The 25,845-nt window shown below is 68.2% G+C and carries 25 protein-coding genes; 7 read left to right on the top strand and 18 right to left on the bottom strand.

The window, feature by feature from the left end:
- Nucleotides 1–21 precede the first annotated feature (21 nt).
- Entirely contained in the window at nt 22–453 is a 432-nt protein-coding gene (locus AC1DY7_RS06300; RefSeq protein ID WP_477492810.1) for a DUF3499 domain-containing protein, read from the bottom strand.
- 131 nt (nt 454–584) lie between these two features.
- Here AC1DY7_RS06300 and AC1DY7_RS06295 point away from each other — a divergent pair, with 131 nt between their 5' ends.
- A complete protein-coding gene (locus tag AC1DY7_RS06295; RefSeq protein WP_477493211.1) occupies nt 585–1,007 on the top strand; it encodes a metallopeptidase family protein in 423 nt (140 codons plus the stop codon).
- A 50-nt stretch (nt 1,008–1,057) separates the two neighbouring features.
- On the opposite strand, the gene AC1DY7_RS06290 is transcribed toward AC1DY7_RS06295, so the two are convergent.
- A complete protein-coding gene (locus tag AC1DY7_RS06290; RefSeq protein ID WP_477493210.1) occupies nt 1,058–1,309 on the bottom strand; it encodes a WhiB family transcriptional regulator in 252 nt (83 codons plus the stop codon).
- A gap of 480 nt (nt 1,310–1,789) precedes the next feature.
- On the opposite strand from AC1DY7_RS06290, the gene cofD reads away from it, so the two are divergent.
- From cofD to AC1DY7_RS06275, 3 genes are read left to right on the top strand one after another with little or no spacing between them, the layout of a single operon-like run.
- Nucleotides 1,790–2,785: a 2-phospho-L-lactate transferase gene (gene cofD / locus AC1DY7_RS06285; protein ID WP_477492809.1), complete on the top strand. Its 996-nt coding sequence runs from the start codon at nt 1,790–1,792 to the stop codon at nt 2,783–2,785.
- A complete protein-coding gene (locus AC1DY7_RS06280; RefSeq protein WP_477492808.1) occupies nt 2,782–4,125 on the top strand; it encodes a coenzyme F420-0:L-glutamate ligase in 1,344 nt (447 codons plus the stop codon). Before cofD ends, AC1DY7_RS06280 begins: the two co-directional genes overlap by 4 nt.
- Complete coding sequence (locus AC1DY7_RS06275) at nt 4,122–4,670, top strand: NUDIX hydrolase (RefSeq protein ID WP_477492807.1); 549 nt, start codon at nt 4,122–4,124, stop codon at nt 4,668–4,670. Before AC1DY7_RS06280 ends, AC1DY7_RS06275 begins: the two co-directional genes overlap by 4 nt.
- Here the strand turns inward: AC1DY7_RS06275 and manB are convergent.
- Genes manB through AC1DY7_RS06260 form a run of 3 tightly spaced genes read right to left on the bottom strand, consistent with a single transcriptional unit; the run spans nt 4,652 to nt 7,733 of the window.
- Complete coding sequence (gene manB, locus AC1DY7_RS06270; RefSeq protein ID WP_477493209.1) at nt 4,652–5,728, bottom strand: mannose-1-phosphate guanylyltransferase; 1,077 nt, start codon at nt 5,726–5,728, stop codon at nt 4,652–4,654. The genes AC1DY7_RS06275 and manB overlap by 19 nt on opposite strands.
- Nucleotides 5,729–5,742: 14 nt before the next feature.
- Nucleotides 5,743–6,633, bottom strand: coding sequence for a glycosyltransferase family 2 protein (locus AC1DY7_RS06265; protein ID WP_477492806.1), 891 nt, complete (start codon nt 6,631–6,633; stop codon nt 5,743–5,745).
- Nucleotides 6,634–6,680: 47 nt separating this feature from the next.
- A complete protein-coding gene (locus AC1DY7_RS06260) occupies nt 6,681–7,733 on the bottom strand; it encodes a beta-galactosidase (protein ID WP_477492805.1) in 1,053 nt (350 codons plus the stop codon).
- A 188-nt stretch (nt 7,734–7,921) separates the two neighbouring features.
- Here AC1DY7_RS06260 and AC1DY7_RS06255 point away from each other — a divergent pair, with 188 nt between their 5' ends.
- Nucleotides 7,922–9,394, top strand: coding sequence for an LCP family protein (locus tag AC1DY7_RS06255; protein ID WP_477493208.1), 1,473 nt, complete (start codon nt 7,922–7,924; stop codon nt 9,392–9,394).
- 1 nt (nt 9,395) lies between these two features.
- Complete coding sequence (locus AC1DY7_RS06250; protein WP_477492804.1) at nt 9,396–10,106, top strand: TIGR03089 family protein; 711 nt, start codon at nt 9,396–9,398, stop codon at nt 10,104–10,106.
- A 6-nt stretch (nt 10,107–10,112) separates the two neighbouring features.
- Here AC1DY7_RS06250 and AC1DY7_RS06245 read toward each other — a convergent pair whose 3' ends face one another.
- Genes AC1DY7_RS06245 through AC1DY7_RS06235 form a run of 3 tightly spaced genes read right to left on the bottom strand, consistent with a single transcriptional unit; the run spans nt 10,113 to nt 13,050 of the window.
- On the bottom strand, nt 10,113–11,270 hold the full coding sequence (locus tag AC1DY7_RS06245; protein ID WP_477492803.1) for an acyl-CoA dehydrogenase: 1,158 nt from the start codon (nt 11,268–11,270) through the stop codon (nt 10,113–10,115).
- A gap of 37 nt (nt 11,271–11,307) precedes the next feature.
- Nucleotides 11,308–11,826: a 5-(carboxyamino)imidazole ribonucleotide mutase gene (gene purE, locus AC1DY7_RS06240; RefSeq protein ID WP_477492802.1), complete on the bottom strand. Its 519-nt coding sequence runs from the start codon at nt 11,824–11,826 to the stop codon at nt 11,308–11,310.
- Nucleotides 11,827–13,050, bottom strand: coding sequence for a 5-(carboxyamino)imidazole ribonucleotide synthase (locus tag AC1DY7_RS06235; RefSeq protein ID WP_477492801.1), 1,224 nt, complete (start codon nt 13,048–13,050; stop codon nt 11,827–11,829).
- Between the two features lie 95 nt (nt 13,051–13,145).
- On the opposite strand from AC1DY7_RS06235, the gene AC1DY7_RS06230 reads away from it, so the two are divergent.
- Nucleotides 13,146–13,844: a GtrA family protein gene (locus AC1DY7_RS06230; RefSeq protein WP_477492800.1), complete on the top strand. Its 699-nt coding sequence runs from the start codon at nt 13,146–13,148 to the stop codon at nt 13,842–13,844.
- On the opposite strand, the gene AC1DY7_RS06225 is transcribed toward AC1DY7_RS06230, so the two are convergent.
- From AC1DY7_RS06225 to AC1DY7_RS06180, 10 genes are all read right to left on the bottom strand, one after another.
- Complete coding sequence (locus tag AC1DY7_RS06225) at nt 13,799–14,317, bottom strand: PH domain-containing protein (protein WP_477492799.1); 519 nt, start codon at nt 14,315–14,317, stop codon at nt 13,799–13,801. The two genes, AC1DY7_RS06230 and AC1DY7_RS06225, sit on opposite strands and share 46 nt — an antisense overlap.
- Before the next feature lie 10 nt (nt 14,318–14,327).
- Nucleotides 14,328–15,128: a biotin--[acetyl-CoA-carboxylase] ligase gene (locus tag AC1DY7_RS06220; protein ID WP_477492798.1), complete on the bottom strand. Its 801-nt coding sequence runs from the start codon at nt 15,126–15,128 to the stop codon at nt 14,328–14,330.
- Nucleotides 15,125–16,396 carry a lipase family protein gene (locus tag AC1DY7_RS06215; protein ID WP_477492797.1) on the bottom strand — a complete coding sequence of 424 codons (1,272 nt, stop codon included), beginning with the start codon at nt 16,394–16,396 and terminating at the stop codon, nt 15,125–15,127. The genes AC1DY7_RS06220 and AC1DY7_RS06215 overlap by 4 nt, the downstream gene beginning before the upstream one ends.
- A gap of 41 nt (nt 16,397–16,437) precedes the next feature.
- On the bottom strand, nt 16,438–17,826 hold the full coding sequence (locus tag AC1DY7_RS06210) for a sugar transferase (protein WP_477492796.1): 1,389 nt from the start codon (nt 17,824–17,826) through the stop codon (nt 16,438–16,440).
- A gap of 548 nt (nt 17,827–18,374) precedes the next feature.
- A complete protein-coding gene (locus tag AC1DY7_RS06205; protein WP_477492795.1) occupies nt 18,375–19,607 on the bottom strand; it encodes a lipase family protein in 1,233 nt (410 codons plus the stop codon).
- Complete coding sequence (locus AC1DY7_RS06200) at nt 19,604–20,896, bottom strand: acyltransferase family protein (RefSeq protein WP_477492794.1); 1,293 nt, start codon at nt 20,894–20,896, stop codon at nt 19,604–19,606. The genes AC1DY7_RS06205 and AC1DY7_RS06200 overlap by 4 nt, the downstream gene beginning before the upstream one ends.
- On the bottom strand, nt 20,893–22,170 hold the full coding sequence (locus AC1DY7_RS06195) for a lipase family protein (protein WP_477492793.1): 1,278 nt from the start codon (nt 22,168–22,170) through the stop codon (nt 20,893–20,895). Before AC1DY7_RS06195 ends, AC1DY7_RS06200 begins: the two co-directional genes overlap by 4 nt.
- Nucleotides 22,171–22,177: 7 nt before the next feature.
- Nucleotides 22,178–22,906, bottom strand: coding sequence for a YveK family protein (locus tag AC1DY7_RS06190; RefSeq protein WP_477492792.1), 729 nt, complete (start codon nt 22,904–22,906; stop codon nt 22,178–22,180).
- Nucleotides 22,903–24,201, bottom strand: coding sequence for a lipase family protein (locus AC1DY7_RS06185; protein ID WP_477492791.1), 1,299 nt, complete (start codon nt 24,199–24,201; stop codon nt 22,903–22,905). Before AC1DY7_RS06185 ends, AC1DY7_RS06190 begins: the two co-directional genes overlap by 4 nt.
- A 4-nt stretch (nt 24,202–24,205) precedes the next feature.
- Complete coding sequence (locus tag AC1DY7_RS06180; protein ID WP_477492790.1) at nt 24,206–25,630, bottom strand: tyrosine-protein kinase domain-containing protein; 1,425 nt, start codon at nt 25,628–25,630, stop codon at nt 24,206–24,208.
- Nucleotides 25,631–25,845 lie beyond the last annotated feature (215 nt).

The following is a 25,845-nucleotide window of genomic DNA, read 5'->3' as shown; positions in this document are numbered from 1 at the left end:
GCCGAAGTTCGACCGGTCGATCTATTCGGTGCCGGTGTCCGGCGGGTCGGGCAGCACCCGCAGGTGCCCGCGACGACGGCCGTTGGTTTCCGGGCGGCGGATCGGCGGCGCGATCAGCGCGCCCCCGGGAAGACCGGTGGACGGATCGGAGAAACCGGCGGTGACGCCGTTCAACGAGGGCAGTCCGTCGTTGCGCTCACGCACGGCGTCGGCGAGAGCCGACAGATCGTCTTCGTCGGGATGTGAGGGCAACGGGCCGGCGTGCCGGACCAGTTCCCAGCCGCGGGGGGCGGTGATACGTCCGGCGTGCACGACACACAGATCCCAGGAGTGCGGCTCGGACACTGTCGCCAACGGTCCGACGACAGCTGTCGAGTCCGAATAGACGAAGGTCAGCGTCGCCACGGCGTAGTGCGGGCACCCGGGCCTGCAGCAGCGACGGGGAACATTCACGTTGCGAAGATTATCGTGCGCGAACGTCACGGGCATACGGACACGCGCAGTGCGACGAGCGCCGATCTCCAACCGTTACCATCACATCCGTGGCGCAGCGCAACCATCGCGGATCACGGCGCGGCCGCGAAATGCGCGGACCCCTGCTCCCGCCGACCGTGCCGGGCTGGCGTAGTCGCGCCGAACGTTTCGACATGGCGGTGCTGGAAGCCTACGAACCGATCGAGCGCCGGTGGCATGACAGGGTGGAGGCCCTGGACGTGGCGGTCGACGAGATTCCCCGCATCGCACCGAAGGACCCCGAGAGCGTGCAATGGCCGCCGGAAGTCGTCGCGGACGGCCCGATAGCCCTGGCGCGGCTGATCCCGGCCGGTGTGGATGTGCGCGGCAACTCCACGCGCGCGCGAATTGTGCTGTTCCGCAAGCCGATCGAACGCCGCGCCAAGAGCCGCGACGATCTGTCCGATCTTCTCCACGAGGTACTGGTGGCGCAGGTGGCCACCTACCTGGGCGTGGAGCCGTCCGTCATCGACCCTTCGATCGAGGACGAATAGCCCCACAACGCAGAACGGCTCAGCCGTGAGGCCGAGCCGTTCTGATCAGATCAAATGATGCCGCGTTTGAGGCGGCGTCGTTCTCGTTCTGACAGCCCGCCCCAGATACCGAACCGCTCATCGTTGGCCAGTGCATATTCCAGGCACCGGTCTTTGACCTCGCAGCCCAAGCAGATGCGCTTGGCCTCGCGAGTGGACCCGCCCTTCTCCGGGAAGAAGGCCTCAGGGTCGGTCTGCGCGCACAGGGCACGCTCCTGCCACTGATCGTCTTCTTCGTCGCCCGCGACCGCATCGAAGTCCATCCGATCCGGCACCAAACTCAGCTGCGGACGCCCGGGCACCTCGAATGGCACCGGGTCGATAGTGGTGTGCGGTTCGTTGTCCACTGAACCGAGCAGCCGGTCGTCGAACCGGAGCGCGCGGTCGAAATCGACCTGCTCAAAAGACATGTTCCGCCTCCTCACCTGATTAATAGTCCCCATGTTGGAGCTCTACGGAGCTCCAGTCCCGCCAACACTATTGTGGTGTAAGGCCATCCCCGATACGCTCACTCTCGAACTCATTCGAACAAGTGATCGAATCTTGGTCTGCGACACCGGAACCGGGGTGCAACCGCGAAATGACACTGATGTGATTAGACACTTGTTAGCTGCCAGGGTCAAGCGCTAGAGCGCATTTTCATACCATCTCGTGACATGTTTGCGGCGTGTCACCGTACGGCGTGTTCGCCACACCCGCTGCGATGTCCACCACACAAGCCCGCTGGCCTAGGGTCTGAAGGCGTGAAGGTCACCGTTTTGGTCGGCGGCGTGGGTGGCGCCCGGTTCCTGCTCGGCGTGCAGCATCTGCTGGGTCTGGGCCAGTTTGCCGACCCACAATCCTCCGCCGATCCCGCCGAGCATGAGCTGACGGCCGTGGTGAACGTGGGCGACGACGCCTGGATGTTCGGGGTGCGCATCTGTCCGGACCTGGACACCTGCATGTACACCCTGGGTGGCGGGATCGACCCGGACCGCGGGTGGGGGCATCGCGACGAAACCTGGCACGCCAAGGAGGAACTCGCGGCCTACGGCGTGCAGCCCGACTGGTTCGGCCTCGGCGACCGGGATCTGGCCACCCACCTGGTGCGCACCCAGATGCTGCGGGCAGGCTATCCGCTGTCCCAGGTGACCGAGGCGCTCTGCGACCGCTGGTCACCCGGCGCCCGTCTGCTGCCGGTCAGCGACGACCGCAGCGAAACGCATGTGGTGGTCACCGACCCCGACGGCGAACGCCGGGCCATCCACTTCCAGGAATGGTGGGTGCGCTACCGGGCGCAGGTCGCCACCCACAGCTTCGCCTTCGTCGGGTCCGAGAAGGCCACGGCCGCGCCCGGAGTGACCGATGCCATCGCCGGCGCGGACATCGTGCTGCTGGCCCCGTCCAACCCTGTCGTGAGCATCGGGACCATCCTGGCCGTCCCCGGCATCCGCGGCGCCCTGCGCTCCACGGCGGCACCGGTGATCGGCTACTCGCCCATCATCGCCGGAAAGCCGTTGCGCGGCATGGCCGACGAATGCCTCAAGGTGATCGGCGTCGAATCCTCCTCGCAGGCCGTCGGAACGCACTACGGCGCCCGCAGCGGCACCGGCATCCTGGACGGCTGGCTGATCGACCAGGGCGACGCCGCCACCATCGACGGCGTCCGGGTGCAACAGGCACCCCTGCTGATGACCGACCCGGCCGCCACCGCCGAGATGGTCCGCGCCGGAATCCGGTTGGCGGGCCTGAGTTTGTGAGCGCAGACCACGGCACCTCGGCCGCCATCGAGATCATCCCGGTCCTCGGCCTCGGCGAATTCCGACCGGGCGACGACGTGGCCGCGGCCATCGCCACGGCCGCCGGCTGGTTGCGCGACGATGACGTGGTCGTCGTCACCAGCAAGGTGCTGTCCAAGGCCGAAGGCCGGATCGTCGCCGCACCCACCGACCCGGAGCAGCGGGACGCCCTGCGCCGCAAGCTCATCGACGACGAGGCGGTTCGGGTGCTGGCCCGCAAGGGCCGAACCCTGATCACCGAGAACGCCTTCGGGCTCATTCAGGCCGCGGCCGGGGTGGATGGTTCCAACGTCGACGGCGCCGAACTCGCACTGCTGCCGGTCGATCCCGACCGCAGCGCGGCCGCGGTACGCGACGGGCTGGCGCAGCGGCTGGGGGTACGGGTCGGCGTGGTGGTCACCGACACCATGGGCCGGGCCTGGCGCAACGGCCAGACCGACGTGGCCATCGGCGCCGCCGGGCTGACGGTGCTGCACGGCTACGGCGGATCCCACGACAGTTTCGGCAACGAATTGATCGTCACGGAGATCGCGGTCGCCGACGAACTCGCCGCGGCCGCCGACCTCGTGAAGGGCAAACTCACCGGCATCCCCGTCGCGGTGGTGCGCGGTCTGACACTGCACGACAACGGCTCCGGGGGCCGCACCCTGGTGCGCAACGGCGAGGACGATCTGTTCTGGCTCGGCACCGCCGAGGCCATCGAACTGGGCCGCACCCAGGCACAGCTGCTGCGCCGGTCCGTCCGCGAGTTCCTGCCCGACCCTGTCGATCCGGCACTCATCGAGGCAGCCGTTGCCGAGGCTCTGACCGCCCCCGCCCCGCACCACACCCGGCCGGTCCGGTTCGTCTGGGTGCGCGACGGGGCCACCCGCGCCCGGCTGCTCGACACGATGAAGGCACGCTGGCATGCCGATCTGACCGCGGACGGGCGCGACCCCGCGGACGTGGATCGCCGGGTGGCCAAGGGCCAGATCCTCTACGACGCACCCGAGCTCGTCGTCCCGTTCATGGTTCCCGACGGCGCGCACACCTACCCGGACCCCGCCCGCACCGCAGCCGAGCACACCATGTTCACCGTCGCCGCGGGCGCCGCAGTGCAGGGCCTGCTGGTGGCATTGGCGGCCAGGGCGGTGGGCAGCTGCTGGATCGGGTCGACCATCTTCGCCGCCGACATCGTCCGCACCGAACTGGACCTGCCCGCGGATTGGGAACCGTTGGGCGCCATCGCGATCGGACATCCTCCCGAGCCGTCGACGCCGCGTGACCCGGCCGCCACCGATGGGCTGCTGGTCATCAGATGACGCTGCATGGCTCGGTCATCGACACCCTGACCCGTTGGGACGCACCCGATCCCGCCCAGGACACCCTGCGTGAAGCGGTGCTGGCGTTCGTGCTGGCCCGCCCCGACGCCTGCCGCAGGGCCTGCGAACCCGGCCACATCACCGCATCCACTCTGGTGCTCGACCACACCGGGACGCAGGCGCTGCTGACCCTGCACCCGCGGGTCGGCCGCTGGCTGCAACTGGGCGGGCACTGCGAGGAACCCGACACCGACATCGCCGCCGCGGCGCTGCGGGAGGCCACAGAGGAGTCCGGGATCACCGGGTTGCGACTGGACCCCGAACTTGCCGCGCTGCACGTGCATCCGCTGACCTGCTCGCTCGGCCTGCCGACACGGCATCTGGATCTGCAGTTCGTGGCGCACGCCCCGGCCGGTGCCGAAATCGCTTGCAGCGACGAGTCACTCGACCTGCGTTGGTGGCCGCTGGACGCCCTGCCCGACGGCGATCCGGCATTGAACGCGCTGGGCCGTGCGGCAGCGGTGCGTCAGACGTCGCTGGAGTAGCGGATACCGCCGTCGGGGATGGTCACACCCGGCCACACCCGGGCACCGCGCAGCAGTTCGCAGCGCGCTCCGATGTCCGCGCCATCGCCGATCACCCCGTCCCGCACCAGCGCCCGCGGACCGATCCTGGCCCCGAAGCCGATGATCGAACGCTCGATCACCGCGCCGGCGGCCACCCGGACCCCGTCGAAGATGACCGCGCCGTCCAACCGTGCGCCCGCGCCGATCTCGGCACCCCTGCCGACCACGGTGCCGCCGATGAGCACCGCGCCCGGCGACACCGAGGCGCCGTCGTGCACCAGTGATTCGCCGCGCACATGCGTCAGCGCCGGCGACGGGGCGATACCGCGGACCAGGTCGGAGGACCCGCGCACGAAATCGTCCGGGGTGCCCATATCGCGCCAGTACGAAGTGTCGACATATCCGCAGACCTTGCGGCCCTCGGCCAGCAGGCCCGGGAACACCTCACGCTCCACCGAGACGGGGCGCCCCTTCGGCAGCGCGTCGATGACCTCACGCCGGAAGACATAGCAGCCCGCGTTGATCTGGTCGGTCGGCGGATCCTCGGTCTTCTCCAGGAAGGCCGTCACGCCGCCGTCGGCGTCGGTCGGGACACAGCCGAACGCGCGGGGGTCACTGACCCGGACGAGGTGCAGGGTGACGTCGGCCTGATGCTCGTAGTGGGACGCCAGCAGCGCCCCCAGGTCGGCTCCCGAGAGTACGTCGCCGTTGAACACCAGGGCGGTGTCGTGGCGCAGCTTCGAAGCCACGTTGGCGATACCTCCGCCGGTGCCGAGCGCCTCTTTTTCGACGACGTAGTCGATCTGCAGACCCAACTTCGAGCCGTCGCCGAACTCGGCCTCGAACACCTCCGCCTTATAGGAGGTGCCCAGCACGACGTGTTCGATGCCCGCGGCCGCGATCCGCGACAGCAGGTGGGTCAGGAAGGGCAGCCCCGCGGTGGGCAGCATCGGTTTCGGCGCCGAGATCGTCAGCGGGCGCAGTCGGGTGCCCTGCCCCCCGACGAGAATGACGGCATCGACCTTCTTCGGGTCCACAGGAATGTTCAACGTCAGCCCCGTCCTTCCGCCTGCCTGCGCCGTGATCGACGCACCACCGCACTCGACCGGGCGGCCAGCGCGCCTTTAATCGTCCAACGTAATGGCGCCTGCCACCACTCGGGGTAACGATCGGCGAGAAATGTGTAAGTACTTCGATGATGGGCGGCCAAGTTGCGGGCCGGGTCGCGGCCGGTGGAATGCCCCTTGTCGTGCAGCACTTCGGCGGCGGGCACGTAGACGTTCTGCCAACCGGCTTTGTCGATGCGATTGCCGAGGTCCACGTCTTCCATGTACATGAAATAGCGTTCGTCGAACCCGGCGATGCGCTCGAAGGCGGACCGCTTGAGCAACAGGCAGGAGCCCGAGAGCCAGCCGACAACACGTTCGCTGGGCTCCAGATTCTCCTGCCGGTAGGCCGCCGTCCACGGATTGGATTTCCACACCGTGCCCACCACCGCATGCATGCCGCCGCGAATCAGGCTCGGTTGCAACCGCGCCGAGGGGTAGATCGTCCCGTCCGGATCACGGATCAGCGGGCCCAGCGCTCCGGCGGCCGGCCAGCGCCGGGCCGCCTCGAGCAGGAGGTCGATGCTGTCCGGCCCCCACTGCACATCAGGATTCGCCACCACGAAGTACTCGGCGTCGCAGTCGGCCAGGTACTGCCGCACCGCCATGTTGACCGCGCTGCCGTAACCGAGGTTCGAGCCGGTGCGCAGCAGCGCCACGTTCGGGTGAGCCTGCACCGCGGCCTCGGGTGCACCGTCGGTCGAACCGTTGTCGGCCATCACCACGGTCACCGGCAGTTCGGTGGCGTGGGCCAGGGTCGCCAGGAAGCGCTCCAAATGCGCTCCCGGCGAGTACGTCACCGTCACGACGGTCAGCCGGCCGATCTCGTCTGTCACGGCGTCGAGGGTATCGACGTCCCGGCGCCGAGGACCCGCGGGGCCATCTAGCGGGCAAGCACGCTGGCGGTGAACTTCGGCTGCCAGTCCGACGTCAGCAGCGCACCGAAATTCGATTCCCGGTCACCGCGATTGGCGCTGTTGTTGTCGCGGATGCTGTAGATGAACGCGGGCCCGACGTAGCCCAGACCGGCCGCGGCCGACAGCACGTCGGTGATCTGCTTGGCCTGTTCCTGCTGACTGACGCCCTCGGCGGTGTCACTGGTCGGTGCGCCGAGCTCGGTGAACCAGATCTTCTTGCCACCGTCGCCGGCGCCGCCCATCACGTCGTGCATCAACCCGACCTCGGACCACCCGCCCTCGGGGTCGGCGGAGATGCCGCCCGGGCTCACGTACGGGTGCGCCGCGGCGGCGTCGAACGATCCCTGGATACCGGCGTCGTAGAGCTTGCGCAGGAAGTTCGAGGGCGACTCCGGGCCGGGCTGGCGGCTGAGGCCGGACAGCACCACGGTGGCGGCCGGGTTACCCGCCTTGATGGCCGGGTAGGCGGCCTTCAGCATGGAGGCGTAGACGGCCGCCCGGTTCTGGGTGAAGCCCATGAACAGCGGCAGGTTCGGCTCGTTCCAGACCTGCCAGGCCGGAATCCGCGAGCCGTAGCGCTGCGCGGCGACACGGGCGAAGTTCGCGTAGTCACCCGCATCGGCCGGCGGCACCGACGGGATCAGTGAGTTCAGCGCCTGCGGACGGGCCCAACCCGGGGTGTACAGCAGGACGCCCAGCACCCGCAGGCCCTTGGCGGTCGCGGTGTTCACCGCGTTGTCCAGATAACCCCAGTCGTACTGGCCCTTGGACTTCTCGATCGTGCTCCAGTCGACGGCCAGCCGGTACCAGGAGGCGCCGGTGCGGGAGACGGCGTCTATCTCACGGTTGGTGTCATCGAACGACGAATAGGTCGGAGCGGCGCCCTGGCCGAACCCGTAACCGTCTGCGGGCGCGACGACTCCGGCGTGCGACACCGCCGGCGCGACGGACACGAAAGCCGCGATCAGGGTCGCGACCAATAGGCCACGTCGACCGGCACGTCCCAGGGTCCTCAGCATGAACGGCATGGTATCCCACCCTCATTTCGGTGAAATTGACAAGTGATTGACAGCTTCAGCCGCGTTATCGGCCTCGCGGACCCCGGTGTTACCCGCTCACGGGCAATGGCCCGGAAAGACCTGCCACGCCGATCGGGCTAACGGGTAGCGACGCCCGATCCCAGTAGCCTGTCGGGGTGCCCCGCCGAATGCTCCGGATCGCCGCTGCCGCGGTCGCCTCGACGGTCGTCATAGCCACCGGCGCCGCCTGGAGCACCGTCCGGTCCTTCGAGGACGGCATCAACCACGTCAACTCCGCGGCCCTCGGCGGCGGTGGCGAAGACGGCGCGATCGACATCCTGCTGGTCGGGATGGACAGCCGCACCGATGCGCACGGCAACCCGCTGTCGGCGGACGAACTGGCCACCCTGCGCGCGGGCGACGACGTGTCCACCAACACCGACACCATCATCCTGGTCCGCATCCCCAACAACGGGAAGTCGGCGACCGCGATCTCGATCCCGCGGGACTCCTATGTGGAGGCCCCCGGGATGGGGAAGATGAAGATCAACGGCGTCTTCGGCGAGGTGAAGCTCGACAAGATGAAGCAGTTGGTGGAGGTCGAAGGCGAGGACCCCGCGACCGCCGAGCCCAAGGCCACCGAGGCCGGGCGCGAAGAACTCATCAAGACGGTCGCCAAACTGACCGGCGTCACCGTCGACCACTACGCCGAGATCGGGCTGCTCGGTTTCGCGCTCATCACCGACGCCCTCGGCGGCGTCGACGTGTGTCTCAAAGACGCGGTGTACGAGCCGCTCTCCGGGGCGGATTTCCCGGCGGGCTGGCAGAAGCTCAACGGTCCGCAGGCGTTGAGCTTCGTCCGGCAGCGCCACGACCTGCCCCGCGGCGACCTGGACCGGGTGACCCGCCAGCAGTCGGTGATGGCGTCGCTGGCCCACGAGGTGATCTCCAGCAAGACGTTGTCCAGCCCGTCCACGCTGAACCGGTTGCAGACCGCGGTGCAACGGTCGGTGGTGCTGTCCGACGGTTGGGACATCATGGATTTCGTGCAGCAGCTGCAGAAGCTGGCTGCCGGGTCGGTGGCCTTCGCGACCATCCCGATCCTGCAGGAGGACGGCTGGAGCGATGACGGAACCCAGAGCGTGGTCCGGGTCGACCCGACCCAGGTGCGCGACTGGGTGGACGGCCTGCTCAGCGATCAGGCCCAGGGCAAGACCGAGGAGCTGAGCTACTCCCCGGAGAAGACCACCGCCGACGTCGTCAACGACACCGACATCAACGGGCTCGCCGCCTCGGTGTCGGAGGTTCTCACCGGCAAGGGCTTCACCGCCGGCGCCGTGGGCAACACCGACGGCGTGCACGTCACCAACAGCCAGGTGCAGGCAGCAAAGGTCGATGACCTTGGCGCACAGGCGATTTCGAAGGAACTCGGCAGCCTGCCGGTCGTCGAGGACGCCTCCCTGGCACCCGGCGCGGTCCGGGTCGTGTTGTCCGCGGACTACACCGGACCGGGATCCGGGCTGGAGGGGCCCACCGGCCTGTCCGGCGATTCGGCCGTGGTGTCCGAGAGCGCGGGCGACGTGTCCGATTCCGACGAGACGCCCCCGCCGCCATCGCCGATCATCACCGCAGGCTCCAACGACCCCGCGTGTGTCAGCTGACGTGACGACAGTCAGTGCGGCACTGCTCGATCCGTTGATGCAGCGCGACGCCGTCGGGCCCCGGATCACCTATTACGACGACGCCACCGGCGAACGCATCGAGCTCTCGACGGTGACGCTGGCCAACTGGGCGGCCAAGACGGCGAACCTGTTGCGCGACGAACTCGGCGCCGGCCCGTCGACCCGGGTGGCGGTGCTGCTGCCCGCGCACTGGCAGACCGCGGCTGTGGTGTTCGGCATCTGGTGGGCGGGCGCGGAGGCGGTGTTCGACACTTCCGGTGCGGCCGATATCGCGCTGTGCACCGCCGACCGCATCGACGAAGCGGATGCCGCCGTGCCGATGGGTGAGATCGCCGTGCTGTCGCTGGATCCGTTCGGCAAGGCGGTACCGGACCTTGCGGTCGGCCTGACCGACTATGCGACGGCGGTGCGGGTGCACGGCGACCAGATCGTGCCGGAGCGCCATCCCGGGCCGGCGCTGGACGGTCGCAGCGTCGAGGCGGTCATCGCGGCCGCGGCGAGCAGTGCTCAAGACCAGGGCTTCGCCTCGGGTGACCGGGTGATGTCCAGCCGCTCGTGGGCCACCGCGACCGACCTCATCGACCACCTGCTGGCGGTGTTCGCCGCAGGCGCGTCGCTGGTGCAGGTCGCCAACCCGGATCCGGCTGCGCTGGACCGGCGCAGACAGACCGAGAAGGTCACCAAGGGCTAGCTCGCGTCAGCGCAGCAGCTGACGCGACATCACCACACGCTGGATCTGATTGGTGCCCTCATAGATCTGCGTGATCTTGGCGTCACGCATGAAACGCTCGACCGGGAAGTCCACGGTGTAGCCGTAGCCGCCGAAGAGCTGCACGGCGTTGGTGGTGACCTCCATGGCCACGTCGGAGGCGAAGCACTTCGACGCCGACGCCAGGAACTGCAGGTTGGCTTCGCCGCGCTCACCGCGGGCAGCGGCGGTGTAGACCATCAGCCGGGCGGCCTCGATCTTCATCGCCATGTCGGCCAGCATGAACTGGGTGCTCTGGAAGTCGGCGATGGACTTGCCGAACTGCTTGCGCTCCTTGGTGTAGGCGATCGACGCGTCCAGGGCGCCCTGGGCGATGCCCACGGCTTGGGCGCCGATGGTCGGGCGGGTGTGATCCAGGGTGGCCAGCGCGGTCTTGAAGCCGGTGCCGGGCTCGCCGATGATCCGGTCGCCCGGGATGCGGCAGTTCTCGAAGTACAGCTCGGTGGTCGGCGAGCCCTTGATGCCCATCTTGTGTTCCTTGTGCCCGGCCGAGAATCCCTCGTCGTCCTTGTGCACGATGAACGCCGAGATGCCGTTGGCACCCTTGTCCGGGTCGGTCACCGCCATCACGGTGTACCAGGTGGAGTAGCCGCCGTTGGAGATCCAGCACTTGGTGCCGTTGAGGATCCAGTCGTCGCCGTCGGCCACGGCACGGGTGCGCATCGCGCCCGCGTCGCTGCCGGCTTCGCGCTCGCTCAGCGCGTAGGAGGCGGTGGCTTCCCCCGCCGCGATCGACGGGAGCACCTTCTGCTTGAGCTCCTCGGTCCCGCGCATCAGCAGGCCCGTCGTGCCCAGCTTGTTGCAGATCGGGATCAGCGAGGACGACGCGCACACCCGCGCCACCTCCTCGATCACGATGCACGCGGCGACCGCGTCGGCGCCCTGGCCGCCGTACTCCTCGGGGATGAACACCGCCGAGAATCCCGAACCGTCCAGTGCGGCCAGGGCTTCGTCGGTGTAGCGCGCCTGCGCGTCCACCTCTGCGGCGTACGGCGCGATCTCCTTCTCGCACAGGGCGCGCAACACGGTGCGCAGCTCATTGTGCTCGTCGGAAAGCTGGAAGAGATCGAACGACGGATTGTCCATCACAGGCTCCTTAGCTACTCGTGGGTAACTTTAACCTCTACTGCGCGCCGCCCAGTAATCGGTCACGCAGGGCGGCGTCCTTGGCCAGCACCGTCGCCTCCAGGTCGGCCTGGAACTGCTCGATACGGCCCCGCAACACGGGATCGGCGGCACCGAGGATGCGCACGGCGAGCAGGCCGGCGTTTCGCGCCCCGCCGATGGACACCGTCGCCACCGGAACCCCCGCGGGCATCTGCACGATCGACAGCAGCGAGTCCAGTCCGTCCAGGCGCGCCAACGGCACCGGCACCCCGATCACCGGCAGCGGGGTCGCCGAGGCGACCATCCCCGGCAGGTGCGCCGCCCCGCCGGCACCGGCGATGATGACCTCGATCCCCCGGCCCGCGGCCGTCTGGGCGTAGTCGAGCATCCGGGCCGGGGTCCGGTGCGCCGAGACGACTCCGACCTCGAAGGGGATGCCGAACTCGGCCAGCGCGTCGACTGCGGCCTCCATCACCGACCAGTCGCTGTCGCTGCCCATGATGACCCCGACCCGGGGCCGCATTACCTCGGCCATCTAGTGCCCGTCCCATCCGTCGCTCCACTCGGCGTGCGACAACCAGTGCGCCGCACGCTGTGCTCGTTCCCGAACTGCCGCAACGTATTCCGCGTCGTCCGCACTCCCGCCGGCCGACCCGAGGATGTTCACGTGGCCGATCTTGCGACCTGGCCGCTCACCCTTGCCGTACAGGTGCACCTTGGCATCGGGCATCCGCCCGAACAGGTGGTGTACCCGTTCGTCCATCGACATGGACGGCGTCTCCGGCGCACCGAGCACATTGCCCATCACCGTGATCGGCGCGAGTGCGCTCGTGTCGCCGAGCGGGTAGTCCAGCACCGCGCGCAGATGCTGTTCGAACTGGCTGGTGCGAGCGCCGTCCATGGTCCAGTGCCCGGAATTGTGTGGCCGCATGGCCAACTCGTTGACCAGGATTGCGCCGTCTTCGGTCTCGAAGAGTTCGACCGCCAGCACGCCGACCACCCCGAGTTCCTGGGCCAGCAGCAGGCCGAGAGCTTCCGCGGCCGCGGCCGTGTTGCCGTCCAGACCCGGCGCGGGTGCGATGACCTCGACGCAGATCCCGTCCCGTTGCACCGTCTGCACCACCGGCCACGCCGCACCCTGACCGAACGGCGAGCGTGCCACCAGCGCCGAGAGTTCGCGCCGCATCGCGACCCGTTCCTCGATCAGCACGTCGACACCGTCGGCCAGGTAACCGGCCACCGCTTCCCTGGCGTGGGCCAGGTCGCGGGCCAGCACCACACCGCGGCCGTCGTAGCCACCGCGGATCGTCTTGATGACGACCGGGCCGTCGATCCGGGCCGCGAACGCGTCGACGTCGTCGACGCCCGTCACCGCCGTGTATCGCGGGATCGGCGCCCCGAGGGCCTCCAGCTTGCGCCGCATGATCAGTTTGTCCTGGGCGTGGATCAGCGCCTCCGGCGGCGGTGCCACCGTGACCCCCTCGGCCACCAGTTGCTCCAGCAGGTCCGTCGGGACGTGTTCATGGTCGAAGGTCAGCGCATCGACGCCGCTCGCAGCGCGTCGCAGCGCGTCCAGATCGGTGTGCGAGCCGATCACCACGTCCGGACTGACCTGCGCCGCGGGTTCGTCGGGTCCGGCCGACAGCACCCGCAGCGTCTGCCCGAGGGCGATCGCCGCCTGATGGGTCATCCGGGCCAGTTGTCCACCGCCGATCATCGCGACGACGGGTGCGCTGGGGCTCTGACGGGTTCGTGGCACGCACCCATGTTTTCATGGCTTGCGCGAAGCCCCTACACCCGTCGCGACCTGCGCAGGTTCACGTTGTCAAGGGACTTTCCGTAGACTGCTTCTTCGTGTCCTTTGCTGATGCCACGATCGCGCGGCTGCCTCGCCCGATCCGGCCCTTCGCCGAGCGGCACCATGAGCTGATCAAATTCGCGCTGGTCGGCGCCACCACGTTCGTCATCGATTCGGCGATCTTCTACACGCTGAAGCTCACGGTGCTCGAGCCCAAACCGGTGACCGCCAAGATCATCGCCGGCATCGTGGCCGTCATCGCGTCCTACATCCTCAACCGCGAGTGGAGCTTCAAGGACCGCGGCGGCCGGGAGCGGCACCACGAGGCGCTGTTGTTCTTCGGCGTCAGCGGTGTCGGCGTGCTGCTGAGCATGGCCCCGCTGTGGGTGTCGAGCTACATGCTGCAGCTGCGGGTGCCCGAGGTATCGCTCACGATGGAGAACATCGCGGACTTCGTCTCCGCCTACGTGATCGGCAACCTGCTGCAGATGGCCTTCCGATTCTGGGCGTTCCGCCGCTGGGTCTTCCCCGACGAGAATGCCCGCAACCCGGACAAGGCGCTGGAGTCCACGCTCACCGCGGGCGGCATCGCCGAGGCGTTCGAGGATCACCACGAGCAGCACGACCCCCGTGGTCACCTGGGTGACAGCGCACAGCGTTCCGGCCCGAACGGGACGGTCACGCCGCTACGCCCGCCGCGGCGGCCCGATCAGCTCGGCGATTCCTCGGAACCCAGGGTGTCGAAGACTTCGTGATACAGCAGTGAGTGCACCTGCTCGACACGGGGAATGTCGTAGAACTCCAGCGGGTCCTGCGAGGCCGACTCGATGATCAGGGTGCCGGTGCGCACCAGCCGATCGATCAGGCCGTGCCGGAACTCCACGGAATTGATCCGCGCCAGCGGGATGTCGATACCCGACCGGTTCAGTACCCCGTGCCGGAACATCACCCGCCGGTCGGTGATGACGAAATGCGTGGAGAGCCAGTTCAGGTACGGCCACAACGTCAACCACCCGACCAGCACCACCCAGATCGCGGCGATGACGCCCGACGCGACGGTCTTGGCGGTGGGGTCCCAGTCGGTCCGGTTGATCACCGCGGCACCGAAGGCGGCCACCGCGGTGGTGAGGACCAGGATGAGCGCGGGCCCGATCAGCCGTTTCCAGTGCGGATGGCGGTGCAACACCACACGTTCGTCGCCGGCGAGGACATTGTCCGGGTAACCCACGCCGACGACTTTACTGCTGAGCGGTCCCTGCGGCGGGCCGCAAATGCACAATGTCGCCTGCGGCAACCGCCGTCGTCCCGCCGGCCGACTCGATGAGCAGCCGGCCGGTGTCGTCGACCCCGGTGGCGGTGCCGACGATCTCACGGTCGCCGGGCAGCAGCGCCCGGACTTGGGCCCCGATCGTGCCGCTGCGCCGACGATAAGCCGCGAGGACGTCGTCGCCTCGGCGCCAGTCCTCGATGCGCGCACCCAGATGCCGGAGGATGCCGAGCACCAAGTGATCACGATCGACGTCGCCGCCGGCCGCGAGCACCGAGGTGGCCCCGGGCTGATCGATCTCGTCCGTTGCGACCGTCACGTTCAGGCCGATCCCGACGACGACCGCCGGCTGCGGCGAGGCGACCTCGGCCAGGATGCCCGCGATCTTCGCACCGTCCACCAGGACGTCGTTGGGCCATTTGAGGGACCCGGTCACCCCGGCCTCGTCGAGCGCCTCGACCACGGCAACCCCGGTCAGCAGCGGCAACAGGGCCCAGGTCTGTTCGTCGACGCCCGCCGTCGAGACGCCGACCGACAAGGCGACCGAGCCCATCGGCACTCCCGACCACACCCTGCCGCCGCGGCCCCGCCCGGCCGTCTGATGCTCGGCCAGCAGCACCGCGCCGCCGATGTCCTCGCCGGCCGCCGCACGGGCGACCAGATCTGCGTTCGTGGAGCCGGTCGCCTGCACGACGTCGAGACGCCGCCATCCGGTCATCTGCGCGCGCAGCGCCGCGGTGTCCAGCGGGGTCCGGTTCGTCTCAGCGGTCATGGGCAGTCATTGTGCACCGGCTTGCCCGCAAAGCGGTCGAGCAGCCACTGCAACTGGGTGGCCAGATCGACATCCGAGTGGCCCTTACCCGGCTGGAACTCGACCGTCACCGTCCCGCCCATGTCGCAGGCCCGCGCGACGGCGGCGCGCGTCCACTCCGGGTTGATGTAGGCGTCCGACCCGCCGTACCACACCGACATCGGCCCGGACAGTGGTCGTTGCGGTAGCGCCCACTGCTGCAACAACTTTCGCAACAGCTCGGCCGCTTCCGGCGTACGCGGGGCGAAGTCGGACCCGGTCAGCTTGTCGGCGGCCGCGGATCTCTGCATCAGCTCCGAGCCCTGGCATGCGGTCAGCACGGCCCAGTTCTGCACGGCCGAGTCGCGCCGGAAGTCGTCGCGGTTGAGTTCGGGGTGGCGGCGTGCCAGGGACTCGACGATCAGGGCCATGCTCAGCCGCTGCTCGCGACTGAGCGCGCCGGTGGCCGCCAGGTCGACGAATTTCGTCACGTCCGCGGCGGGTGCCGCCGCGACCGCCCCGAGGAACCGGAGCTCGGGTGCGTACTCGCTGGCGCGCTCGTTGGCGGCCCACGCGGCGGCACCGCCCTGCGAGTGGCCGAACGCCGCCCACGTGGTCGACGTGTCCCCGGGGAAGGAATGGCGCAGCGCGCGCACGGAGTCGATCATGTTCAGCCCGGCGGTGTGCGCGTCCAGGTACGGGTGCAGGCCCTTGACACCCAGCCCTTCGTAGTCGGCCACCGAGACGGCATAGCCCCTGTCGATCAGCGGGGCCACGAAGCTCAGTGCGCCCTCCAGCCAGGGCGACAGGGACGGCCCGCACGGCCCGTCGATACCGACCGTGCCGTGCCCGACAGCCACCACCGGCCAGCCCCCGGCGGGCGGGGCGCCCAGCGGCGTGAAGACCGACCCGGAGACGACGGTGGGTGCACCGGTGTCCCCCGAGGTGGACCGGTAGACGACCCGCACCGCGCGCAGATCGCGTCCTTCGCGGGTCTGGGTCACCGAGGGCATCGTGGTGGCCGAGATGAGCGAGCCCGGGCCGGAACCTGTGAAGTCTGCCGTCGCGACCGGGACCGGCGGACCCTGCAGCGAGGAGAAGGCGTTATAGGTGGCGTTGACGAGCCATCCCGCGATGGGTATCGCAAGGGGCAGTAACTGGATGCCGCCGATGACGACCGCCACGACGGCGACGATCGCGAAGATTCTCTTGATCCAGCCCGCCGGGCCGTTCACCGACGGGCGCCGCATGGTCGCCACACTACCTGCGGCTCACGCCGCGAGGCGTGAGCTCAGTACGCGCCTGCGCCGCCCAGCACGGTGCGGACCGTCTTGAAGGCGATGAGCACGTCACTGCTGATCGACCAGTTCTCGACATAGGAGAGGTCCAGTCGCACCGAGTCGTCCCAGGAGAGGTCGGCGCGACCGCTGACCTGCCACAGACCGGTGATCCCCGGCAGCACGAGCAGACGGCGACGAACCTGGTCGGTGTACGCGTCGACCTCGCAGCGCAGGGGCGGACGCGGACCGACGACGCTCATCTCCCGCTTGAGAACGTTGAAGAACTGCGGCAATTCGTCGATGCTGTAGCGCCGCAGGATGCGGCCCACCGGTGTCACCCGCGGATCCTCGCGGATCTTGAACAGCACACCGCCGGAGAAATCGTTGAGGGCGCTGAGGCGGCTCACCTGCTTGTCGGCGTCGACCACCATGGTGCGGAACTTGATCATCCTGAATGGGACGCCGTCGATGCCGATGCGCTCCGAGCAGTAGAAGATCGGGCCGCGGCTGGTGAGCTTGATGGCGATCGCACTGAGGATCATCAACGGCGACGCCGCGAGCAGCACGCTCAGCGACACGAACACGTCGAAGACGCGCTTCTGCAGCTTCTTGGTGCCGCTGTACTGCGGCCGCTCCAGGTGGATTAGCGGCAGTCCGGCCACCGGCCGCATGGTCAGGCGTGGACCGGCGATGTCGACCATGCCCGGGGACACCACGAGGTCGACTCCGAGCCGGTCCATGTCCCAGGACAGTTCCCGCACGCCGGCCGGGCCGAGGTGGTCGGTGGTGGTCAGTGCGACGGTGTCGGCGCCGGTGACGGCCAGGGCGGCCTCGACGCTGTGTTCGTCACCCAGGACCGGGAGAGTCCCGACACCGGGGATGTCGATGGTCTTCCCGGGGTGCGGGCCCGTCAGGCAGACCCCGACCACGGAGTAGCCGTAGTCCCGCGCGCGGGACAGGGACTGCACCAGGCTGTGCACGGCCGTCGGGCTGCCGACGGCGAGCACGGAGTTCACGCAGCGGCCATCCTTGCGGTACCAGCTGAGCACCCGGCGAGCCGAGCTGCGGCTGATCATCAGGAGAACGAGGCCGAGCGGGAACGCCACCGCGAGGTACCCGCGGGCGTACTCCGGCCGGAAGATCATCACGGTGATGGCGACGACGCCGATGGTCGACATGGTTGCCGAGAGCACCCGGCGGTACTCCTCGGTTCCGGCGCCGACGATGCGCGGCGAGCGGGTTCCGTAGGCCGCCAGCATGCCCAGCCACATCAGGCCGAAGATCACCGACAGCAACCCGAAATATTTGGTGAGCGGATCGAATTGGGTGACGGGCCGCCCCAGCCGGACCATCTGCGCGCACGCCATGGCCGCACCCACCACGAAAACATCCGAGATCATCAGGCCGAGGACATAGCGGCGTTGCCACGCGAGCCCTTGCGTGCGGTCGGCGACTGCTACCAGCGGTGGTTGCCCCGCGATTCCCTGTCGAGATGCAGCAAACTCGTCGAGCGCACTCGTATCACTAGAAACTAGTGCCACCGCTGATTCCCTCTCATCGTGGGGCCGAGCCCGCGAGAATTAACACATTACACGCGTTTCGGACCGCCGGAGCATCTTCGCGAAGGTTTGCTGGCCACTGGTACCCCGACGCAACATTTGCTTACATATCCGCAATCGCGCCAACCTGGACCAAGCAAGAACAGCTGGACTGAGGCTTATCATTACCACAGACAGGATGTTCTGCAACCGCAACGCGAATGTCGGTTGCCACAAACTCGCTTTCGGAGCAATTCGCCGCGATTACTGTGGAGTCTCTGGGAATCGCGCGAGAACTCCCTGTTCACCGCCCCGAATACGCCGCCCCGCCCCCGGCCGGCGGACGCCGACGCACGGTGGGGACACCGATTCGGACCGCCGCGCACGCAGCTACGCCTCCCGCCGGACGATCAGCGGATCGCGGCGCACCCGTTCGAGGCCGGGGCACCCGCGAAACGCTGCGCCAACCAGTCGACCTGACCGGCGAAGTCCAGGTCACCATGGCCTTTGTCGGGTTGGAAGTCCGCTGTCAGCACGCCACCGATGGCGCAGGCCTGGCGCATCGCCGTTTCGGTCCAGCCCGGGGCGATGTACTCGTCCTTGCCTCCGTAGACCACGCTCATCGGCGCGGACAGCCGCTGCTGCGGCAGCGCCCAGGCCGCGAGGTAGCCACGCAGCCGGTCGGCCGCCTGCGGCGTCTGGGGCTTAACGTCGTCGGGCTGCAGCGCATTGATGACCGATTCCCGTTCGTGCACCTTGTCGCCGCTGCAGGCGGTCAGCACATCCCATTTCTCCGCGGCGATGCCGCGCCGGTAGTCGTCGCGGTTGATGTCGGGGTGCAGACGGGCCAACGACTCGACGATCACCACCAGGGTCGGCATCTGCTCACGGGTCAACTTGTCCTGCAGTGCCAGGTCGACCAAGCCTGCGACGTCGGCGGCCGGCGCCAGCGCCACCACGCCGACGGGGCGCATCTCCGGCGCATAGGTCGCGGCCTGCTCCCCCGCGCCCCACGCCGCGCCGCCACCCTGTGAACCACCGAGCGCCGCCCAGCGTTCGGAAACGCCCTCGAACGTGCGTCGGATCGCCCGCACCGAGTCGATGAGGTTCAGACCGGCAGTGCGCGCATCGAGGTACGGATGCACCCCGGCGAATCCCAGACCCTGGTAGTCGGCCATGGTCACGGCATACCCGGCGGCCACCAGGTTGGTCACCCAGGTGACGCTTCCCAGCAGCGACGGTGACAGCGACGGGCCGCACGGCTCGTCGATGCCCAAGGTGCCGTGCCCGTAGGCGATCACCGGCCAGCCGTCGGGCGGCGGGGTACCACCGGGCGTGAAGACGGCGCCGGACACCTCGGTGGGAGCGCCCGTGTCACCTTCGGTGGAGCGGTAGACCACCCGTGCCGCGCGAATCGGCGGGCCCGTGATGCGGCGGCTGAACGCGGGCATGGTGACGGCGCTGACCAGCGTCCCCGGCCCGCTGCCCCTGAGGTCTGCGGTGGCGATCGGCTGCGCGTCCTCGGAGCCGGCGGTCATCCCGAGAAGCTCCCGTACCGGTGGGGACACCGCCACCACCAGTCCCGCGGTCAACACGACGACAGCGCCGATCACCGCGGCCCACAACCATTTCCGGCGCGTCAACGTTTCTTGAATCTCTTTGCCAGATCCAGCCCGGGCTTCTCCACGAGGTAGTACGACACGGTGGCCACCGCAAGGGTGACAACGCTCACCAGAGCCATGTTTCGGAGCATGCCGCCCCAGCTGTCACCGGCGGCCAGGTTGTACCGCCCCAGCAACAACAACATCGGGTAGTGCCACAGGTACACCGACATCGAGATCAGCCCGATGAAGTAGAACGGCCGGGCATCGATCCAGCGGGCCAGTCTCGATGGGGCGCCCCAGGACAGCGGCAGGATGACCATCACGATGAACAACGCGGACACGATTCCGAGCACGCCGTAACCGAACGCGCTCTGATCTTTGACCAGGATCAGCGTCAGCACCCCGAACACCGGGATCGCGAGGATCGCGGCCCGATGGATCCACTTGGCCGCCCGCTCGCCGATGACCGCCTGTTCGATCGCGACGAACAGGATGGCCGCGAGCATGCCGTACGCGAACAGGTCGGCATTGGTGAGCATGCTGCGGCTGAACACCGCCGCGAGGTTGGGGCCCCAGTTCTGCAGCCAGATGTCCGGCATGTACTGACCGCCGTCGGGCGTGAAGTTGTGCACGTTGACATGCGCGTACACCCACGGGGTCAGGGCCCGGCCGATGTAGGCGATCACCAGCAGGATCGCCGGGGCCACCAACGCGAGCTTCAGCGGATCCACTTTCAGACGCCGGCGCAGCGCGAAGATCAACACTCCCAGCAGCGGCAGCGACAGGTAGAACGCGATCTCCAGCGTCAACGACCAGGACGGGTTGATCCCGGTCTGGACGTAGTCGGGGATGTAGGTCTGCACCAGTGTCAGGTTCGCCAGCAGCTTGCCCGGATCGGTGATCATCCCGGTTCCGTGCTGGGTGCCCGGCAGCTGGGTCGTCGGGTTGTCGATGTACACGGCGCGGAGCACGAAGTTGCAGATCAAGAAGATGACCACGTAACCCGGGAAGACCCGGAACACCCGGTGCAGGAAGTACTGGCGCGTGTCGGGCATCTCCCCGTTCGGCTTGGTCAGCCGGCGCACGTACGGGAGGAACAGCAGGAAGCCACTGAGCACGAAGAACAGGATCAGCGCCAGCCCCAGGACGTCCAGGAAGGCCTTGTGGTGGGTGACCGGCGTGTAGAACTCGCCGACGTGCCCGACCACGACCGCCAGACAACCCAGTCCGCGGATGCCGTCGAGCCCGATGACTCGGCGGTGCGTCGGTGAACTCGCGATCACCTGAGATTCGATAGGCAGCTCGGCCTCGGCTTTTTCGCTCATCATTCAGGCAGCGTCAGCTGGGGCACCTTGCGGATGGACGGGCCACCCTCGATGGTGCAGGTGCTGGCCGGCGGATCGCCCCTGAACCTCTGCTGGATCCAGTCGAGCGCCTCGGTCGGATCGAAGTCACCGTGGCCACGTCCGACCGCGACGAAGGACGCGACGATGCTGCCCATGTCGCAGGCGCGCTGCACGGCGGCATCCGTCCAGGCCACCGGGATCAGCTGATCCTGGTCTCCCTGGAGCACCAGGAACGGCACGGTCGCCGGGGTCCGGGGCAGCCCGCTCATCTGGATCAGATACGTGCGCAGCTGGTCGGCGGCGGCTTGACTGGCCGGACGCAGGTCGCCGGGCGGCAGTGCGCCGGCCACCTCGAGACGCTTGTCGGCCGAATCCGCCGAACAGCCCGACAACAGCGACCAGTTCGCCTCGGCACCGCCGCGGCGGTAGTCATCCAGGTTGAGATCGGGATGCTCGGTTTTCAGCGTCGTCAGGAGCAACGCCATCGCAATCACCTGCGCCGGCGTCAGCGCATCCGTCATCGCCAGGTCGGCCAGACCGGCGATGTCGGCAGCAGGCGACACGCTGACGGAGCCGACCAGGTTGAGGTCCGGGTTGGAGTACGTGGCGTTGAGCTCGTTGGCGGCCCAGGAGGCCTGGCCGCCCTGCGACACCCCGAAGGCGACCCACTTGTCCGAGGCGTCCGGCAGGAGCTTGCGGGTGGCACGTGCGGCGTCGATCATGTTGTAGCCCGCGGTGGTGGCATCGAGATACGGGTGGTAGCCGGTATTCGTGCCCAGCCCCTGGTAGTCGGGGACCACCATGACATAGCCCAGGAGCAACAACGCGCGGATGGCATCGGCGGCCCCGGACAACGACGGCGACAGCGACGGCGCGCAGTCCGATTGGATGCCGACCGTGCCGTGGCCGTAGACGATGACCGGCCAGCCGCCCTCGGGCGCCTGCCCGAGCGGCTCGAACACGCTGCCGGTGACGGTCTGGAGGCTACCGTCGATGCCGGAGGTCGAGACGTAACTGATCCGCGCCGCCACCTCGGCGGCCCGGGTGATCCGTCGGTCGACGACGGGCAGCGTGATCGCGCTGCGCAGGGTTCCGGGACCCTGGCCGGAGTAATCCGCGGGCAGTGGCAGTTCCTGCTCGGCCGGCGACTTCGCGGGCGCTTCGGCGGCCTTGGTATTGCTACAGCCGGTCAACACCATCATCAAGGCGAGCACGCTTGCCAGCACGGCACGCGCAGCGGTCCTCGCAGATTTCACAGAGCTCCTACGTGTTCCGTCGCGTCGCAAGTTTGACAATGTAATCCAGCTGCCCACGGGTCGCCAGGGTGCCACGGGTGATCTCGACCGCCAGCATGATCAACACGCTGATGGCGAATCCGACGCCCGCCCCGGTCGCCAACGGCGCCAGTATCGGTTTCGGCACCAATTGTGCCGTTTTGGCGACGCCTACCGGCAGCAATTCGGTAAGTGGGCCCTTGTACTGGATGTCGTCGTTGAACTTGGACTCATACCAATCCAGTTCCTTCGACAGCGCCACCAGATTGCTCCCGACGGCGTTCGCCTCGTTGATCGCGACGTCCGGGTTCGCGTTGGTGACGGTGATGCGCAGCAGGACCGAATTCGCCCGGCCCCGCAGATCCGCGCCGCCCGGCGTCCATTCGGCGGTGACCCGGGAGGCGAGGTCCTCCGGGGTCTCCGTCGAGTTGAGTGCCTGCACGGCCCGCTGCGCGACCAGCCGTGATTTCGCCAGCTCGACATAGCTGGGCATGCGCAGCTTCGCACCCATGCCGCCGTAGTACAGCGCGAACGTACTCGGGTCACCCGCCACCGAGGCGAAGGCCAGGGAGGAGGCGGTGTAGCTGGGCGGGCGCTGCTGGACCGCGAAGACGGCAGCGCCTGCCGACAGCAGCGTGGCCACCAGGATCATCGGCCACACCCGGGCCAACATCAGCGCATAGTCGCGCAGCCGAGGGACATCGACCGGGGTTCTCACTTGGGCTGCTGCGCCTTCTGCCAGTCCGCGCAGTTGCTCGGCGGGGCCGGAACGCCCGACAGCCGGTCGTTGAGCCAGCCCATCACGAACGCCTGGTCGAGGTCCGCGTGCCCTTTACCCGGATCTTTTTTGATCTCCACGTTGCTGCCCGCCGCGCAGGCGCGGTTGAGCGCCCCCTCGAACCAGGCCTGGTTGACCAGACCGTCCTGGGTGCCGTAGGCGACCACCAACGGGGTCTCGATGCGCTGATTGCTGGGCACCGCGCGCGCCGCGAGCTGCTCACGCAGCCACACCACGTCTTCGTAGGTCCTGGGTTTCAGGTCGGCATTGGTCATCGTCCGCCACACCTGGCCGACCTGGTCGAAGTCCGTCGGGATGCAGTTGAGGATCAGGTCCCAGTTCGCCGCGGTGACCCCGGACCGGAAGTCGTCCAGGTTCATGTCCGGGTTGAACCACTTGAGCGACTGCAGGGCGTACACCATGGTGACCCGCTGCTCGTTGGTCAGCGTCTCGTTCCACGCCGCGTCCGCCAGACCGGACATGTCGGCCGCCGGCGCCATCGAGATGCTGCCCAGCAGGTTCAGGCCCTTCCCGTATTGCTCGGCCTCCTCGGCGGCCGCCCACACGGCGAGGCCACCGGCCGAGTGCCCGTACGTCATCCACTTGTCGCTGATGTCGGCGCCGATTCGCCGCGCCGCCCGCACCGAGTCGATGATGTTGTAGCCGTAGGTCTTTGCGTCCAGGAACGGGTGGGCGTACCCCTTCACCCCGGAGCCCTGGAAGTCGCTCGCGGTGACGGCGTAGCCGGCCTTGATGAACTGGTCGATGGACCAGGCCTGCTTCGGCAGGTTCGGGAACAAGCTGGATGCGCACTTGTAGAGCACACCCTTGGTGCCCTGCCCGAAGCCGATGACGGGCCAGCCACCCTTGGGCGGAACGCCTGCCGGGATGGCGATGGCGGCGGACACCTGCGTGGGAGTGCCGTCGATCCCCGAGGTCGACCGGTACACCACCCGCATATAGGTGGCGCCGTCCTCGTCGAGCAGTTCTGCGCCGCCCTTGATCGGCTCGACCGAGACCAGGGACCCGGGTCCGTCGTCCGTCATGTCCGCGGGCGCCAGCTCCGGCTTGCCCTCGAAGGCCGGCGCGAACGTCTTGATCGCCGGGGCGGCGTGCGGCGGCGCGTCCTGGCGGGGCTGCTCCGCCGAGCACGCGCTGACCGATCCGGCCACCACGAGCACGGTGGCGGCGCCGGCCAGCAGTGCCGTCACCCGTCCCAGGACCAACGACTGCATCGGTTTACTCCGGTTGTCCCAGTTGAGCGCGGTGGCGTGACGAACGCGCTTCTGCATCCGCCGGGACGGTCACCGGGGCATCGGTCGTGCGCTCGGCACGATCGCTCCGGCTCGCCGGCTCACCCGTCGCCGCCACGCCGATGAGCTCGACGTGGGCGTTCTCCAGGATGCCCAGCGCCTTGCGCAACCCGGCGGCCTTGGTGTGGCCGATCCGGCCCAGCAGCAGCGCGCCGTCACCGAGCGCCGCGGGCACGGTCCCGTCGGAGTACTTGAGCAGCGGCGGGGTATCGATGATCACGTAGTCGAAGTGGGCGCGCAGCTCTTCGATCACCTGGCCGGCCGCCTCGTCACCCCACAGCTGGCGACTGGTCGCGGGCAGTGGACCGGCAGGCAGTAACCGGAACTCGCCGACCTGGATGGTCGACTCGGCCAGGGTGGACTGCCGGTCGAGCAGGGTCGTCAGACCCCGATCGCCTGCCCGCGCCTGCTCGGCGTCGGAAAGGCCGAGCACCCGGGGAAGCGAAGGATCGACGAGGTCGCCGTCGACGAGCAGCACCGCGCGGCCGGCCTCGGCGAACACCGCGGCCAGGTCGGCGGCCGTAGTCGAACGGCCGTCCTGCGCCGACGGACTGGTGACCGCGATGACGCGCGGGTGATTCCCGCCCCGCCCGCGCGCGAACTGGATGTTGGTGCGCAATTCGCGCAGCCGCTCGACGGCGGCGCCGCCGGCGGCGAGATCGAGGACGCCATCGCCACCTTTGTGCTGCACGAGGGTGCCGATCAGCGCGCTGCCGGTGACGTCTTCGATGCGCTCACGACGGCGCACGCGGGTGTCGGCGACACCGAGGATGCCTGCCAGGACGATGCCGATACCGAGGCCCGCCAGCGCACCCAGAAGGATGCGGGTCACCAGCCCCATCGATTTGACCGGGCTACCGTAACTCGCGTCATCGACGACAATGGCTCCGGCGGCCGACTCACCGCCGCGGCGCGATGTCTCCAATTCAGCGGTGACCTTGACGAGTTGATCCGCAATGGCATTGGCATAAAGCTGAGCGGTGGCGGCATCGGAATCTGTCGCCGTAATGTCGAGCAACACCGTTTGTGGTAGTGGAACCGCGGTGATCTTCGCCCGCAATTCGTCGACGCTGATCGATGCTTTTGCCTGGTCGATTGCGCGTGCCGCAACCTGTTCACTGGTGGCGAGCCCCGCGTAGGAAAACACCCGTTCCTGAGAGAACAGATTGTTCTGGTAGGCGTCGCCGACCCCGGTCCCGCTCTGCGTACTGACGAAAAGCCTTGCTGTAGAGGTGTACTCCTGTTTGGCGAGCTGGTGTGTCACAGCACCGATACCGGCGCCGATCACCGCCGCAGCCAGGACCACCCACCACAGCCGGCAAAAAATTCGCACATAATCACCGACGGCCAACTGGGCACTCCGTTCGCTCTTGGGTCACCATGACGTCATCACGATAGCGTCCTCGCCTAGCAAAACACACCAGAGACACCGCCCGAGCCCACTCCCCCTGTGGCGATTACAGCGAAGACAATGCGAGGATAGTTCGGTGCGAGAGGGACCGCAGATCTGGCAGGAGATGAATCGACATTGAAGCTGCCCGCATATTCACGAACTGAAATCTGTGC

The sequence above is a fragment of the Mycobacterium sp. P2_H7 genome (assembly GCF_056403275.1).
This window is presented reverse-complemented; position numbering and strand designations above follow the sequence as displayed.